Below are 16384 nucleotides of genomic sequence, written 5' to 3' on the forward strand. Positions count from 1 at the left end.
GGCCCTTGCATTCACAACCCAACATGACGAATCCATCGATTTGTCATGTGGCTGCCCTATCAGCCGACAACGAGAACACTAGCTATTTATGGAAATGATTGAGCCAACCATGTTGGTCATACTTGCTCTGGTTGCATTTGCAGCAGGCTTTATTGATGCTGTCGCAGGTGGCGGAGGGATGTTAACCGTCCCCGCTTTGCTGTCGCTTGGTCTACCGCCACACATCGCATTGGGTACTAACAAGCTTGCGGCAACCTTCGCTTCATCTACAGCAGCATTCACTTACTACCGTAAAAAGCTGTTCAAGCCTGAGTGTTGGGTCAATGCATTCATATCTACTTTAATAGGTGCGACAATCGGCACACTCACTGTTGATGCCATTAGCACCGAGTGGTTAGAGAAGGTATTGCCGTTAGTCATTCTTGCCGCAGCGGTCTATACCATTTTTCATAAGACTCCAGATGTGAGCCATAACGTGTCTCCTAAGCCTTGCCCTGTGCTTAAGAGAAAACAAAAGTACCAAGGATTCATTCTTGGCTTTTATGATGGGGTTGCTGGCCCAGGAACTGGAGCGTTTTGGACGGTAAGCTCTATGGCGCTTTACCGCTTAAATATCTTGCTTGCCTCTGGCCTATCCAAAGCCATGAACTTTACCAGTAACTTTACGTCTTTGGTTACCTTCGCAATTCTTGGTCATATTGATTGGGTTCTCGGCTTAACCATGGGTCTTTGTTTAATGGCAGGTGCATTTGTTGGCGCTCACTCCGCTATTCGTTTCGGTGCTACATTTATACGACCTGTGTTTGTTACTGTAGTAAGCGTACTTGCGATTAAACTTGCATACGAAGCTTGGTTTGTGAACTTATAGACAGCAACAAACGGGAAGTAAGATGAATCAATTTTCAAAACTCAAAAGTGTCATTGACACCCTAATTGGCCATTGCTCACAGGTTGACAAATCTCGAGCTGCTTATCATCAAGCCTTGTTTGACCGAGCCTTATTTAAATGTGGCGCCTCTGTTTTGCTTCCCTATGCACTTGAAACTCAAGCAACGTACCGGACCATTGTACGTGAACAAACCACAAACCAACTGACCGCGTCCAGAGCCAACTACCTGACGGAAAAGCTGACAAATCAGATTGCAGCAATCCAAAGAGAGTTAGCCAACCATGATTTACGTTTAGATCGAAAAAGTAAGTCAGGGAAAAACCTTAACGACCTATACAACGAACTCGCTCAGCACCAAGATTGGCAAAAGCGATTGGTCGATTTAGTACGAGTACGAAAGTTAGCGTTTGATTCTGCGCCTCGCCACAGTAAGAAAAAAGCGGAAGAGGCTTGGCAGTTAGCCAAAGAACGATTAGAACGCTGTGAAGACTCAATGAAAAATATTGAGAGACTGATTAACTTAGAGAACCCTAAGCGAAATGAACACTGATAACACACCATCACCACTGGATAACGCACCAGAAGAAGTTAAGTTAGCTGTCGACCTGATCTATCTGCTCGAAAGCAACGAAATCAATCCAAAAGTCGCGTTAGAAGCAATCAAAATTGTTCAGCAAGATTTACAAGCCAAACTAGCATCTAGCATCTAGCATCTAGCATCTAGCATCTAGCATCTAGCATCTAGCATAAAAATATACAGGATTCACATGTACCAACTTAGCTTTTCTATGCCCGAGTTTCTTGAAAACTACTGGCATAAAAAACCAACCATCTTAAAGGGTGGCTTCCAAAACTTCGTCGACCCAATTTCGCCGGAAGAACTTGCTGGTTTATCGATGGAAGAAGAAGTGGATTCTCGCTTTGTCTCTAACCTCGACAATCAGTGGACTGCAGAACACGGTCCATTCTCTGAAGAAAAATTTGGCGAGTTGACTGAAACTCATTGGCAGTTAATCGTTCAAGCAGCGAACCACTGGCACCAAGGCGCAAATCAGCTGACTGAGGCGTTCCAAGCGTTACCAAACTGGTTATTCGACGATCTGATGATCTGCTACTCAGCACCAGAAGGCGGTGTTGGCCCTCATATTGATCAATACGATGTTTTTATCATTCAAGGTCAAGGTAAACGTCAATGGAAGGTTGGCGCGAAAGATGTTGGCCAATACAAAGAGACAGTTCAAGCTTCTGCACTTCGTCAAATTGAAGGTTTTGACCCGATCATTGATGAAACTTTAGAGCCGGGCGATATCCTTTATATCCCACCAGGCTTCCCACATGAAGGGAATACGTTAGAGCCGTCAATGAGCTATTCTATTGGCTACCGCTCCCCTAAAGAACAAGAGCTGATCAGCAACTTTGCCGACTTTGTGCTTGCTCATGATATGGGTGACGTACACCTGCATGATCCAGAATTCAAAACGCAAGAAGGCTACGGCAAGATTCGTTCGTCAGATTTAAGTAATCTCACTGACATGTTGAAATCTGCACTAGAGCAACCTGAAACCATCAGTGAATTTATGGGTTGTCTGCTAAGCCAATCACGCCACCAGCTTGATATCGTTGCTCCAGAGCCATTATGGACAGCAGAAGAGATCGCTCAACACTTAGAGTCTGAAGGTGAGATTCACCGAGTATCAGGCTTAAAAGCGCTCTACCACGAAAATGAAAGCAACACGGCTTACATCAATGGTGAAGTGGTTAAAGTTGAACAGGCGGATTCACCACTACTCAACATACTTTGCGATGAGACCGTGATTACCTCGGCTACTGCCCTATCTCCTTCAGGGGTAACAGTCGTGACGGAATTGGTAAACAAAGGCTATTGGTTTATCGAAGACTAACTTCGTTAATCGGTTTCGGTGGATATCATCGATGATCTAAAGCCTTAGAACCGAAGAAAAACAAAAGGGACACATGAAATCTTCATTTGTCCCTTTTTCTATTCAACCGTTAGCTAGCCTTATACTGCTAAGTCTTAAACCGCTAAACCTTAAACTACTAGACCTTGAATTGATTCACCAATTTCTGTTGCTGTTGAGATAGTTGCTCGATTTCGCTGCCCACTTGCTCAGAAGCTGCAGCTTGTTCCAAAATTTTCGCACTTAAGTCGCGAATGTTAACCACACTTTGATTCACTTCACCGGAAACGGATTGCTGCTCTTCAGCGGCTCGAACGATCTGACTGTTCATATCACTGATCGCCTCAATAGAAGTAAAGATCGAACCTAGATCTTCAACCGCTTTCTGAACGTGTAGTGCTGTGTCATTTGCAAGTATGTTGCCTTCTTGTATCGCTTCGACAACATCTTGTGTTCCAGCATGAACCTTGTCGATCACCGCTCTGATCTCACCAACCGATGACTGTGTGCGACTTGCGAGGTTTCTTACCTCATCCGCAACAACAGCAAAGCCTCGACCTTGTTCGCCAGCACGAGCCGCCTCAATAGCAGCATTCAAGGCTAGCAAGTTAGTTTGCTCAGAGATCCCTTCAATAACACTTAAGATCTCGGTGATATTACCGTTATTTTTTGCCAATTCTTCAACGATAGGAACAGCACTCGACATACGCTCCACCAACTTTCTCATTTCACCGGCTGAAAGTTCGATAACTTGCTGCCCTTGTTGAGCTGAACGATTCGCTTCGCACGCAGCATCAACGGCCACTTCTGCATTTTGTACTACTAAACCTGAGGTTTGAGTCATCTCTTCTGCCGCTGTTGCCACAAGATCGACTTCTTTAAATTGAGATTCACTGCTTTCTCGAGTGCTTGATGCGGACGCTTTAGCCTGACTCGTCGTACTCGCCACTTGCTCAGTGGTGTGAATGACTTCTTTTATCGTGTGTTGTAGCTTGTCTAAGAATAAGTTGAACCCTTTAGATAACTGGCCAATTTCGTCTTGAGATTTAACCTCTAAACGCTGCGTCAAATCACCTTCACCAGAAGCAATATCGTTCAGTCGCTCGACCACTTGTCGAATAGGCTTAACAATTGAAAGTGAAGCAAATGCGATAATGGCTAAACCGAACAAAATGAATACAGTACCTGCAATCACTTCCGTCTTAATGCCTTCACTTAATTTAGTGCTAATGATGGAATCCAATTTGTTGGCATCGGCGACAACGCTCTCTTTTGGGATCTCAAACAACACACCCCAAGTTTGGTTAGCCGCAACAACAGGCGCAAAGGCAAGTAACCACTCACCGTTTTCGCTCCATTGCGTTGTCACTTCGCCGCCAAATATAAAGTCGGTCATCAAATCGCTGTTAGTGTTGTCGCTTTGGAAGGTCGAACCGACTGCAATACTTGAATCATCCGAAGCGATAACCGAGCCATCTAGGCTAACGACATAAACCGCGCCAGCTCCATCAAATAAGCTTTGGTCAGATTGCGAGACCACACTCGTTAAACCATCGAGTCTTAAATCAATACCAAGAAAACCAATAGCAACGTCGTCAACCAAAATAGGGACTGATATTGAAGAAGTCAGAAGTGCGGTACCACCGCTGTTCACGATTCTCGGCGTACTAATACACGTTTGCCCTGAAGACAAAGGACAGTAAAAACGTTCGCTATTGCTGTCATCATTCAGGATAGATTCTGAAAGAACGTTTGCTAGAACATTTTCACCGTTATCCGCCACCTTCCAGTAAGGAGCAAAACGACCTTTTTCGTTAGAGCCAACATAGCCCGCATCGACATAATTCGCATCTTCGCTATCAAGCAAATCAGGCTTGAAAACTAGATAGGCACCTTGGATTGAGTCGAAGTTTAAAACCGAGCGACGAACCATTTCATCCAAGGCGGTACGAAGCTCTTCACTTGGCGTAAAGTTTTCGTCCGCATTGTTCTTGAGAAACTGAGCACTGGCCGCAAGCATCTCTGCGCGGTAAATAGCTTCGTCTACATAGCGTTGAGTTTCTTGAGCATTGAGCTGAGAAACAGACGCCAGCAACTGCTGAGTTTTATTGATAACCGATTCTGAACTTTGAGATTTGATAACTTGTTGATTACTCGTCGCGTTGTAGATCGAGAAACCAATAAGAGACAGTGACGTGATGATTAGACAACAACCTGCTAAGAGGGTTATTTTCCACTGTACCGATAGAGAGCGCATTTAATATCCTTATTTAAGCCAAAAGACTTCCATAACCATAACTATCACATCGACAACGAATTGCTGTACAAAATGTAATAAGTTAGACGAATAGCTTAGCGGATAATTACAGCACAAATTGCTTACATATAAAACGAAAGTTTATACAAATGTTAATAGAGCGTATTTTCTTCCTGTTTTTTGTGATTTCAAATAATGTACTCATATAATCATTGGCTATGTTGCTTTGATTCTAACGCTTTGAGCATAACCAAAACATCGATATTTAAAGGAAGTCCACCCCACCCTCTCCCTCTTTAAAATGTAGCAATTTCGGATTAGTTTTTATAATCCAAACTATAGATTTTTATCTTGATCAACTTCACACTTTTTGATTGCTAAGTCGCCATCCAAGCTCTAATATCTCGCGCCTAGATTCCCTGAATACTTTTATTTATTTGGCTTTCCTCAATGGAGCGCTAAGGCTTTTTACGTCTTTAATTTTTGGAGAGATACGCAAATGTCCGCCTCATTTCCATTAGCGAAACTTACCTTTTTAATCGCTATTCTGACTGCCGTAGGTCAAATGACCCAAACGATGTACGTACCTTCTATCGGTCATATGGCGGGTGAGTTCTTAGTTTCGGCCTCTTCACTGCAAGCGGTGATGGCGTGTTACTTGATCCCTTACGGTCTGTCGCAATTTATCTACGGCCCACTTTCTGATCGCTTAGGTCGTAAACCGATCATCGTTATTGGTTTGATCATCTACATCATGGGCACTCTGGTGGCATTGTTCGCTCACGAATATGAATGGTTCTTAGCGGGTAGCTTTATCCAAGGTTTGGGCATCGGTTGTGGCGGTGCGATGTCTCGTACATTGACTCGCGACTGCTTTGAAGGCGCAGAGCTGCACCGTGCAAACAGTTTAATCAGCATGTGTGTGATTTTCTCACCACTGATGGCTCCTGTTCTAGGTGGTTACCTAACAGAAGCTTTCGGCTGGCGTTCTAGCTACTTGTTCCTTGCGCTGTTTGGTATCGCCGTTGTGATCACTATGATGACGAGCATGATGGAAACACTACCGAAAGAGCGACGCAAAAACGAATCGGTTGTAAACAGCTATAAATTCGTTCTGTCTGACAAACGCTTCCAAGGTTACTTATTAGTATTAGTCGCAACCTTTGCGGGTGTAGCCGTATTTGAAGCAGCGGCAGGTGTGTTGCTTGGCGGCGTACTTGGCTTACCTGCAACGACAGTAAGCTTGTTGTTTGTCTTGCCCATTCCAGGTTATTTAGTGGGTGCTGGCTTATCTAGTTACATCGCACAACATCGCAGTGAGCGCCGCGCACTGAATGTTGGTCTGGTTGCTATCTTGGTAGGCTCAACAGTGGTGTTAATACCGGGTTTATTTGGTCAAACAACAGCATTAACCTTGATTGGCGGCGCAACCATTTACTTCTTGGGCGCTGGTATCTTATTCCCAGCAGCAACGACAGGGGCACTTTCGCCATTCCCATACCACGCTGGTACTGGAGGCGCGATCTTAGGTGGCATGCAAAACCTAGGTGCTGGCATCGCAACCCTATTAGCATCGTTCTTCCCAGCTCAAGACCAACTGCCACTCGGTTGCCTGATGATTGCAATGTCGTTCATCGCTATGCTGGGTTTACGTTGGGTTAATCGTAAGCCTGACCACTCAAACGAAATGCCATTGGCTATTTAACGTAAAACTCGAATCCGACCAAACAAAGGAAAGGGACATACTGAAAAGTGTGTCCCTTTTTGTTGTACATTTCTTCCACTCTCACGTATCAGTAATTTCATTTAACATTGCTTTGATTTTTTGAAAACAATAACAGACACTTACGATGAAAGTGCATATCCAGAATCCAATTATAAATAACAATCACTGGACGAACACCAAAGTACCTAATAAGGATGCTGGCATTAAAACGAGTAAGGTGCACACTAAGGATATATAGATGCGTATCGCTTTAACTACATTAGCCGTATCGGTCGCGCTTGCAGCCGGATGCAGTAACAAGGAATTACAACCATGAACCACTACTCTCCATCGCAACTCGTCGCTCAGCAAAAACAAGCTCCTGTTGCTAAGAAAGTCCCTCATACAATGACGATTCATGGTGATACCCGAATCGATAATTACTACTGGATGCGCGATGATGAACGCCAAGATCCAGAGATCTTGCAGCATCTTGAACAAGAGAACCAGTACGCAGATACCGTGCTCAAACATACAGAAGCGTCACAAAAACAGTTGTTTGAAGAGATCAAAGGCCGAATCGCGAAAGACGACAATTCGGTACCAGTTCGCAAAGGCAGTTACTACTACTCAAATAAAGTCACTGGTGACAACGAATACCCAGTTCACTTGCGTGAAAAAGATTTTTTAGGCACAGACAAGCAAGTCATCTTAGACGTTAATGAACTATCAAAAGGCCATGAATTCTTCAGTATTGGCGGCTTAACAATCAGCCCAGACGAAAACTTGTTGGCCTATGGCGAAGATACGCTGAGCCGCCGCATTTATACCATCAAGATCAAAGACCTCACGACAGGTGAATACCTAAATGATGAAATTGAAGGCGCTTCGAGTGCGATCGCGTGGCAAAACGACAACCAAGCCTTCTATTACATAAAAAAAGATCCACAAACATTGCTCGGTTATCAAGTTTACCGCCACGTTTTAGGCACAGATCAGGCAAGCGATGAGTTAATCTACGAAGAAACCGATAGCGCTTACTACACCTCTTTGAGTAAAAGCAAAGATGGTGAACAGGTCTACATTTGGCACTCGAGCACAGAAACCAGCGGTGTTTCAGTCATAGATGCCAACGATCCAAAGGCTACGGCTGAGGCTTTCTACCCAAAAGAGACCGGCATAGAGTACAGCATCGCTAAGCTAGGTGATTGGTATTACATCTACACCAACTACCAAGCGGTCAACTTCCGTTTAATGAAAGTCACAACCGAAGACATGCATGACCGCTCAAAATGGGTCGATGTTATCCCAGCAAACGATAATACTCAGCTTGTTGATTTCGAGTTGTTTGATGACCATCTTGTTTACGAGCAACGTGCGGGTGGCTTATCGACAGTGAAAGTTCGCCAACTCTCAACAGGCAACGAGTTCCCACTTGAATTCAACGACACCGCATTTGCCGCTTACCTAACGAATAACTATGAATTAGATAACTCAAAAGTTCGTATCTATTACAGCAGCTTAACCACACCAGGTACTTATTATGATTTCGACCTAAGTACGGGTGAGTCTGAAATCAAGAAGCAAACACCCGTATTAGGTGATTTCGAAGCAGATAACTATCAATCAGAGCGAATCATGGTTACGGCTCGCGATGGTAAGCAAGTACCTGTCTCTTTGGTTTATCGCAAAGACTTGTTCAAGAAAGACGGCACTAATCCAATCTACCAATATGGTTACGGATCTTACGGATCTACTATTGAACCGACCTTCAGCTCAACTCGCCTAAGCCTACTGGATAGAGGTTTTGTTTATGCAATCGCACATATCCGCGGTTCAGAAATGCTTGGTCGCCCTTGGTATGAAGATGGCAAAAAACTGACCAAACAAAACACGTTCAACGACTTTATTGATGTAACCAAAGGGCTTATTGAAGAAGGCTACGGCGCAAAAGATAAAGTGTTCGCTGTTGGTGGTTCTGCTGGCGGTCTATTGATGGGAGCAATCATCAACCAAGCACCAGAACTGTACCGTGGTATTGGTGCACATGTTCCGTTTGTAGACATTGTGACAACCATGCTTGATGAATCGATTCCGCTAACCACCAACGAGTATGATGAATGGGGCAACCCAAACGATAAAACCTACTACGATTACATGTTGGGTTACTCACCATACGACAATATAAAAGTGCAAAGCTACCCGAACATGTTGGTAACGACAGGCCTCCATGACTCACAGGTACAGTACTTTGAACCAATGAAGTGGGTGGCGAAACTGCGTGAAATGAAAACAGACAACAACGTGTTGCTATTCAAAACCGATATGGAAGCCGGTCACGGTGGCGCTTCTGGTCGATTTAAGCGATTGAAAGAATACGCACTTGAATACGCTTTCTTTTTAGATTTACTAAAGACTCAATAGATTCTGCGTAACTGTAAGTATTCACATCATTTAATGTCGCCACTTTGTCTCTACAAAGTGGCGACATAAATTATTAAGCATGGTTAAATACGATGAACCATGAAATCCACCAAATCAAAAACCTTTAAAGACAAGCAGTGACAAAGGTTTACGAGAGGTATAAAAACAAATGAAAGTAATTAGCTTCAACATCAACGGCCTTAGAGCCCGCCTTCACCAACTGCAAGCTATTATCGACAAACACCAACCCGACGTGATTGGTCTGCAAGAGATAAAAGTACACGACGAAGCCTTCCCAATTGCTGATGTTGAAGCAATGGGCTACAAGGTTTACTTCCATGGCCAAAAAGCGCACTACGGTGTGGCTATGCTGTGTAAGCAAGAACCTATATCTGTACAGAAGGGGTTTCCTACTGACAATGAAGACCATCAAAAGCGTATGATTATGGCGACGTTTGAAGATGAAAACGGTGAAAAGGTTACCGTGCTAAATGGCTACTTCCCTCAAGGGGACAACATCAAGCACGAGACCAAATACCCGTACAAACGCCAGTTCTACAAAGACTTGATGACTTACCTAAATGACTACCACAACAAAGACGAACAAGTCATTGTGATGGGCGACATTAATATCAGCCCTACCGATATTGATATCGGTATTGGTGAACCTAATGCGAAACGTTGGTTAAAAACAGGTAAATGTTCTTTCCAACCAGAAGAGCGTGAATGGTTGAAAACATTGATGGATTGGGGTTTTGTGGATAGCTTCCGTTTACTGCACCCTGAAGTAAACGACCAGTACTCGTGGTTTGATTACCGCTCGAAAGGTTTCGTGGACAACCGCGGACTGCGTATTGATGTAGTACTTGCGACTCAGAAGCTTGCTGATAAATGTACTGAAGCAGGCATCGATTACGAACTGCGTGGCATCGAGAAACCGTCAGATCACGCTCCGATTTGGTCGACGTTTAAATAAAATCCAAATTAAATTTTAAATCGAAAATGCACAAGTTTTTGTTTAGCTTGTGCATTTTTTTTACCTAACTCAAATCCACTCAAAAAACTGGAGATAGTTCACATTCTCGCCATTGTCCATCTATACTATTTGGACAATCAATGGAGAGAGTTTTGTATGGATGCAAAGCCTTGGGCTGGTATAAATCCAATTAATCTGCGTAGTTTACTTCCGATGATGGTGGTCAGCGGAGCGATCAGCTTGTTGATGTTAGTCGTCCCCTTATTCAGCCTTCAAGTGTTCGATAGAGTCCTCTCAAGTCAAAGTTTAGATACGCTTCTATTTTTGGCCTTCATTGCAGTTTTCCTGCTTACAGCCCAAGCGTTCCTTGACGCATCTAGAGCCAAGTATGCGCAAAAGAAAGCGATAAAATTTGAATTTGTCGCGTCTCAGCAGCTCTTTGAACAAACCTCCTTCTCATCGAAATCAAAAGAAAAGCATCTGTTCAACGATATCAGCGAGGTAAAAAGCCTGCTCTCTTCGCCTGCCTACTTTGTCATGTTTGATCTGCCATTCACTCCCCTGTTTCTTATTATTATGTTTGCGATTCATCCATATATCGGATTAGTCGGTGTGTGTGCCGTTGTTTTTATTCTCATGACAACATTGCTTTCTCATTGGGTTAAATCTAAGCACTTTAAAACCACGTACTTAAGCCAGCTCGCAACACAAAGAAAAAACGACGAGTGCTTTCAAAAACACGCCACGATCTTTAGTCAACATCAGCAACAAGGGTTAAGTCAAACCTACCAAGAAATATTGGCGGAAAAAAGCTGGTCTCGCAGCCATTTAGATCAAGCCACCTGTTCACTGAGTGCATTTTCTCGTTACATACGCATGGTGCTTCAACTTATCATCATGGCTGTCGGAGCGAGTCTTGTTATTCAAAATGCCATGTCTGCCGGTGGTATGATCGCGGGTTCTATCTTAATGGCGAGAGCACTCCAGCCAATTGAGATGCTCTCTAGCGGTATTCAAGCATGGAAAACTGGTTTGGATGCAAACAAACGCTTAGCTAAGGAATTTGCATCTCATACTAAACATACCGAGCGAACCGAGTTAGAAACCATTAAAGGTGATTTAGTCATCGACAACGTCACATGGTTCGCCTCTGACTGCCTTAACAAGCCAACGCTTAATGGTTTAAAGCTAAGACTGGAATCTGGAAATCGAGTCGCATTGATAGGCCCTAGCGGATCAGGTAAGTCTTCCATATGTAAAATGATCACTAACGGCATATCGCCTTCGAAAGGTGGTATTTCTATTGATGGACTCAATGTCGAGTTGTGGAATCAGAATCAGTTCAAACACACCGTCGGTTATGTCCCTCAGCACATCGACTTTTTGCATGGCACTGTCAAACAAAATATCGCCAGATTTGATTCCAACGTTACGGATAGCCAAATAGTCAGATCCGCTATTCAAGCCGGTGTGCATGACGCTGTTGTCGCCTTACCGAATGGATATGAAACGATTATAGGTTCTTTTGGTCATCAGTTATCTGGTGGACAAGCACAGAAACTAGCCATTGCAAGAGCATTGGTTTTCTCACCTAAACTACTTGTGCTTGATGAGCCAGATTCACACCTCGACAGAGAAGGCGAAGAGTTTCTTGTTTCGCTATTACAATTGGCGAAAGAGAAATCCATTTCTGTCGTAATGGTAACGCATAACCCAAGCTTACTCAGACATGTCGATTGGGTTGTTGAATTGAAAAACGGACAGATAACGCAAGCAGGCGAAGCAAGTAAAGTTGTCCGGTCGCTCTTCAATGTCGCCTCTTCGGAGGTTTCGAATGGCTAATATTCATCATGACGACAAAGGTATTCACTTCGACGATGGTAGAAAACTGATCTTTTCTACCTTCAAAATACAGATGTTTATCTGGTTAGTCCTTGTGACCACTCTTGGTGGCTTTGGAGCTTGGGCTTACTTTGCTCCCCTATCTTCAGCCGCCATTGCTCCTGGTGTGATTATCGTAGAATCAAAACGGAAACCCATTCAACATTTAGAAGGTGGGATTGTAGAAATCGTCCATGTTTCTGACGGCGACCATGTCCAAAAAGGCGAACTACTCATCACGTTAAGTCACACACAAGCTCAAGCATCGCTTCTAAGGCTAAGAGCTCAGTGGCAAAGTGATTTAGCGCGGCTGAACCGCTTGCAATCTGAGTTAGCGAGCCATCAAGAGATTCAATTTGATATGAGATTACTCTCCCTTATGAGTGACCCAAACGTATCAAGCTTACTTGATACGCAGAGTAAACTTTTCAGCAAAAGACAATCGTTAAAATCCGGTGAATCCGATGTGTTACAGCAAAAAGTGGAGCAATCAAAACTGGATCTTCAAGGGTTCCAACAACGATTCTTAGCCGGAAATCGAAGCCTAAAGTATCTAGAAGAACAGGTACAAATGCACCAAGACTTACTTGTTTCCGGTAACACATCTAAATCTCGCTTATTGGATTTACAGCGAGAACGCTCTCAATTACAAGGTGATGTTGCAGACCTCAAAGCTAGGATTGGACACGCAAAACGTACCATTGCAGAAGCAAAATTAGAGCTTATCAACGCGGATTATACTTACGCCAAAACGCTCGGCGAAGAGATTCAAGACTTAGAACGAAAGCTGAATGAAACCAGAGAAGCTATGGTCAACGCCCAAGATATACTCACCCGAGTTGAAATTAGAGCACCTCAGAGTGGTGTGGTGGTTGGACTTAATATTGTGTCTGAAAATGCCATTGTTCCTCCGGGTGAAACCTTAATGGAATTGGTTCCTCAAGATGATGAGCTAATTGTTGAAGCATTAGTGAAACCAGAAGACATCGAAGCCTTGAGAATTGGCTTAGATACCCAAGTAAGGCTTACCGCATACAGCTTCCGTAAAACGCCACCGATTCGTGGAAAATTAGTCCATATTTCGGCTGACCGCATTAGCGATCAAGCCACAGGATCTTCTGCTTACTTAGCGAGAGTATCGTTAGATAAGTCTGAGCTAGAAGCATTAGAAAACATCTCATTGTATCCGGGCATGCCCGCAGAAGTGATGATATTACTTGAGCAACAAACACCGCTCGAGTATCTACTCAACCCACTCTCTGTGAGCGCCTATAAGGCAATGAGAGAAATTTAACCAAGCGCACAAAGAAGATAAAGCCAAACTCATCGTGAGGTGAGGACGGAAAGCTCCAGATCTCAGGGATGAAGCCGAGATGGCTGGGCTGCCTCTATGTATCGAATGATATGTGAGGAAAAAACGATGGCAGAAGTAACCAATACAGCAGCAGGACTGAAAAGTAATGGTAGCAATGATACCAATATACTAGTTGATGGTCCTAACCTCCCCACCCCAGAATCTAGAGATGTCAACAATGACCTTTCTAACCTCAGCGGCGATAACCTCGAAGTACGAGCCGGTAAAGGCGACGACATTGTGCATGCCGGCAGCGGCGATGACTTTATCGCAGCTGGACGTGGATCAGACACAATTAAAGCAGGTGCCGGAAACGATGTGGTTGAAGCTTGGAATCATTCGCTCAATGCTGGTGATGAAGCCGGCGTTAACCGCGACTTAAGCGCGGCACGCGATAAAGATTTAGAAGCGCTAGGAGAAGAGTGTGTTGACGACATTGTGGTTGCAGGTGCCGGTGATGATTACGTTGAAGGCGGTGCGAACAATGACATTATTTATGGTGACAGAGGCGCTGGTGCAGAATTTGGCGAAAACCTAATCAGCGATGGTGATTTTGAAGCTTTTGACCTTGGCAATACGTGGGGAACAGCGCCAAGCGCCGGTGCATGGAGCGCCGAGGTTGGCAGTATCGAAATTCAAGAACAACTGCATGGCGGTGTCCCAGCTGATGGTTACGGGACTGATATCGCCAGTGGTCACTTCCTAGAATTAGACTCGCATGGCGCGAATTCAAATTCAACCGTCTCCCAAACATTTACGGTCGATGACGACGGTATATATCAACTCGATTTTTCCTATGCTTTCCGTAATAAAGGAGGCGATAGCACCACTGCCCCTTTCACAGTTCAAATAATGGCAGGCACCGACGTTGTATTCGAAAAGTCTTTCCAAGACATTGACGGCATAGATGATGATTGGGATCTGTTTAGCGAAGATGTCGATCTCTCTTCAGGAAATTACTCACTCAATTTTATTGCCGACGGTGCAGAAGACACCTTTGGGGCCCTGATTGATAACGTGTCATTGAAGCAGGTACTGCATAACGATGTGCTCATTGGTGATAACGGGCCAGACGCTGCAAATGAAGGTGCTGCTGGGAATGACTTGATTCGAGGCGGTAAAGGGAATGACGTAATTATCGGCGATAACTTTGAAGCGCTGTCGTTTAACGAAGGAACCGGCGAGTTCGAATTAGCAGAGCCAACGACATCCGTCGACCTATCAGCAAATTCAACTGCCTACAATGCTGACGGCTCTGTCGGTAGCGTAGATACAGGTAATGCGAGTTCTGGCGGTACAGGTTATGGCGTAGAAGGCGCTAGCGAAAGTGGTGTATTGGCTCAAATCGGCTTTAGCTACGACGGCGGTACCGGTGAAGGTGCATCAGAGATGTTTTCTGTCTGCTTAGACGAACATACGATGATTGCTAAAATCGGCATTTCCAACCTCTACTTAAATGAAGGCGACAATGGCGTAGATGAGGCTGGCCATTGGGCAGCATATCGAGAGGGTATTCTGGTCGCTGAAGGTGATTTCATTGCGAGCGATTTAGCGGATGGCAATAACAACAGTGGTTATCTAAACATCGGTCCTGAAGACACGGGTTTTAAAGCCTTTGATGAGCTTCAGTTTACTGCCGTTGGTCCTGCATTTGACAAAAACGGAAACGCTAACGCCGACTCTAGTGACTACTACGTCACTTCTGTTACCACCGATGGTCTAACGGGTGACGGCACCGATATATTGCGCGGTGGTCGTGGGGACGATGTCATTCTTGGTGGCGACAACGCGAAGGGTGGCGTACCTGAACTCGATCCTGATACGGGTTACTACGATGTAAGTAACTTCAGAGGGACTATTGATGTCACAATGGAAGGCACCGAAGCGGGCTTCGAAAACTCGTTTGGTTACTTCACAAAAGACACTGAAGGCAATGTAAACGCCGAAGTCATTTGGGGTAATGTGAAGGATCACCTTCCAGACTCTGAAGCTGGCAACAGCTTTAGTCTCGATTTAGGACAATGTGATGATTGCGTTGATACACTCGGGTTCTTCATTATCCCAGATGGTGGGAATGATGGTTTCGTCTCAGGGGAAAGTATTGAGATTGACTTAAACACTCAACAAGCGACAAGCTCCAATAACAGTGACCACCCCTTCTTGCTAGGTGTACAAGATTTAGTCGGTAGTAACGGCAACCTTACCTTAGATGTTAGCGGTATTGACAACTTCAACCCGGGTACAGAACTCGGAAATCAGTTCTGGAATGACAACCCTGGTGGTGATGGGGACTTCGATGATGTGGTAACCACAGTTGAAATAGACGACCAACCAGAGCAACTGTTCGGTGGTAAAGGCGATGATTGGCTTGATGGAGGTGACGGAATCGACCATATCAAGGGCGGTAAAGGTGATGACATCATCATTGGTGGTGGGGGTGCAGACGAAATCCGTGGGGGTAAAGGTAACGATACAATAGCCTTTGATGCAGAAGATACCTTAATCCATGGTGGTAAAGGGTTCGATGTACTGGTCGCTAATGATAAAGATGTCCCAGAAGGAGAGACCGGTGTCACCTTTGACTTAATGGGTAAAACGACCATTAAAGGGATGGAAGCTGTCATCGGTACCAGTGGAGATGATACGTTGCAACTCAACTTAAACAAAGTTGCTCGTCAAACCCAAGATGTAGATGGTAATGATGGTAACGCATTCTATGCACTTGGCGTCGAAAACCTTGAGCTAAGAGAGAATGGCTACACCGACGCCATGAAATCAGAAGTTGATTACTCAGCATTGGATCCAACGGTCCGAGCTAACCTAGGTTTAGAGGGGGTTGAGGGGGAACTCTACTGCTATACATTTACCAATGAGGATAACGAAGCAGTTCAAGTATACACTGACGTTTGTTGGGATGATTACATCACTCTATCAGAAGTCTAAAGTAACAATTGATTAAAAAGAGCGCCAAATTGGCGC

Annotated in this window: 11 protein-coding genes and 1 riboswitch; of the genes, 10 read left to right on the top strand and 1 reads right to left on the bottom strand. The window is 44.4% G+C overall.

The genetic code is table 11. The features are described 5' to 3' along the window. Positions 1–88: 88 nt before the first annotated feature. Genes ITG09_10710 through ITG09_10725 form a run of 4 tightly spaced genes read left to right on the top strand, consistent with a single transcriptional unit; the run spans position 89 to position 2790 of the window. Positions 89–868 carry a TSUP family transporter gene (locus ITG09_10710; protein ID UPR51178.1) on the top strand — a complete coding sequence of 260 codons (780 nt, stop codon included), beginning with the start codon at positions 89–91 and terminating at the stop codon, positions 866–868. Between the two features lie 22 nt (positions 869–890). Next, positions 891–1439 (top strand): primosomal replication protein, encoded by a 549-nt coding sequence (locus ITG09_10715; protein UPR51179.1) that lies wholly within the window; start codon positions 891–893, stop codon positions 1437–1439. Beyond that, positions 1429–1599, top strand: a complete 171-nt coding sequence (gene rsmS / locus ITG09_10720; protein UPR51180.1) for a pleiotropic regulatory protein RsmS — start codon at positions 1429–1431, stop codon at positions 1597–1599. Before ITG09_10715 ends, rsmS begins: the two co-directional genes overlap by 11 nt. A gap of 57 nt (positions 1600–1656) precedes the next feature. Continuing rightward, positions 1657–2790, top strand: coding sequence for a cupin domain-containing protein (locus ITG09_10725; protein UPR51181.1), 1134 nt, complete (start codon positions 1657–1659; stop codon positions 2788–2790). A gap of 157 nt (positions 2791–2947) precedes the next feature. Here the strand turns inward: ITG09_10725 and ITG09_10730 are convergent, their stop codons facing one another. Continuing rightward, positions 2948–5065: a methyl-accepting chemotaxis protein gene (locus ITG09_10730; GenBank protein ID UPR51182.1), complete on the bottom strand. Its 2118-nt coding sequence runs from the start codon at positions 5063–5065 to the stop codon at positions 2948–2950. A gap of 499 nt (positions 5066–5564) precedes the next feature. On the opposite strand from ITG09_10730, the gene emrD reads away from it, so the two are divergent. From emrD to ITG09_10760, 6 genes are all read left to right on the top strand, one after another. Next, positions 5565–6770: a multidrug efflux MFS transporter EmrD gene (gene emrD / locus ITG09_10735; GenBank protein ID UPR51183.1), complete on the top strand. Its 1206-nt coding sequence runs from the start codon at positions 5565–5567 to the stop codon at positions 6768–6770. 333 nt (positions 6771–7103) lie between these two features. Next, entirely contained in the window at positions 7104–9194 is a 2091-nt protein-coding gene (locus tag ITG09_10740; protein UPR51184.1) for a S9 family peptidase, read from the top strand. Between the two features lie 169 nt (positions 9195–9363). After that, positions 9364–10170 carry an exodeoxyribonuclease III gene (gene xthA / locus ITG09_10745; protein UPR51185.1) on the top strand — a complete coding sequence of 269 codons (807 nt, stop codon included), beginning with the start codon at positions 9364–9366 and terminating at the stop codon, positions 10168–10170. Between the two features lie 156 nt (positions 10171–10326). Continuing rightward, positions 10327–12012, top strand: coding sequence for an ATP-binding cassette domain-containing protein (locus tag ITG09_10750; GenBank protein UPR51186.1), 1686 nt, complete (start codon positions 10327–10329; stop codon positions 12010–12012). Continuing rightward, complete coding sequence (locus ITG09_10755) at positions 12005–13345, top strand: HlyD family type I secretion periplasmic adaptor subunit (GenBank protein UPR51187.1); 1341 nt, start codon at positions 12005–12007, stop codon at positions 13343–13345. Before ITG09_10750 ends, ITG09_10755 begins: the two co-directional genes overlap by 8 nt. A gap of 12 nt (positions 13346–13357) precedes the next feature. Further along, positions 13358–13441, top strand: a riboswitch (cyclic di-GMP riboswitch). Between the two features lie 30 nt (positions 13442–13471). Continuing rightward, positions 13472–16348 carry a hypothetical protein gene (locus tag ITG09_10760; protein UPR51188.1) on the top strand — a complete coding sequence of 959 codons (2877 nt, stop codon included), beginning with the start codon at positions 13472–13474 and terminating at the stop codon, positions 16346–16348. The last annotated feature ends 36 nt before the right edge of the window (positions 16349–16384 follow it).

It is taken from the genome of Vibrio cyclitrophicus, assembly GCA_023206055.1.
GTDB classification, from domain to species: domain Bacteria; phylum Pseudomonadota; class Gammaproteobacteria; order Enterobacterales; family Vibrionaceae; genus Vibrio; species Vibrio cyclitrophicus_A.

Coding starts and splice junctions, on each gene's coding strand:
- ITG09_10710 (UPR51178.1), top strand. CDS start 89: ATGGAAATGATTGAGCCAACCATGTTGGTCATACTTGCTCTGGTTGCA.
- ITG09_10715 (UPR51179.1), top strand. CDS start 891: ATGAATCAATTTTCAAAACTCAAAAGTGTCATTGACACCCTAATTGGC.
- rsmS (UPR51180.1), top strand. CDS start 1,429: ATGAACACTGATAACACACCATCACCACTGGATAACGCACCAGAAGAA.
- ITG09_10725 (UPR51181.1), top strand. CDS start 1,657: ATGTACCAACTTAGCTTTTCTATGCCCGAGTTTCTTGAAAACTACTGG.
- ITG09_10730 (UPR51182.1), bottom strand. CDS start 5,065: ATGCGCTCTCTATCGGTACAGTGGAAAATAACCCTCTTAGCAGGTTGT.
- emrD (UPR51183.1), top strand. CDS start 5,565: ATGTCCGCCTCATTTCCATTAGCGAAACTTACCTTTTTAATCGCTATT.
- ITG09_10740 (UPR51184.1), top strand. CDS start 7,104: ATGAACCACTACTCTCCATCGCAACTCGTCGCTCAGCAAAAACAAGCT.
- xthA (UPR51185.1), top strand. CDS start 9,364: ATGAAAGTAATTAGCTTCAACATCAACGGCCTTAGAGCCCGCCTTCAC.
- ITG09_10750 (UPR51186.1), top strand. CDS start 10,327: ATGGATGCAAAGCCTTGGGCTGGTATAAATCCAATTAATCTGCGTAGT.
- ITG09_10755 (UPR51187.1), top strand. CDS start 12,005: ATGGCTAATATTCATCATGACGACAAAGGTATTCACTTCGACGATGGT.
- ITG09_10760 (UPR51188.1), top strand. CDS start 13,472: ATGGCAGAAGTAACCAATACAGCAGCAGGACTGAAAAGTAATGGTAGC.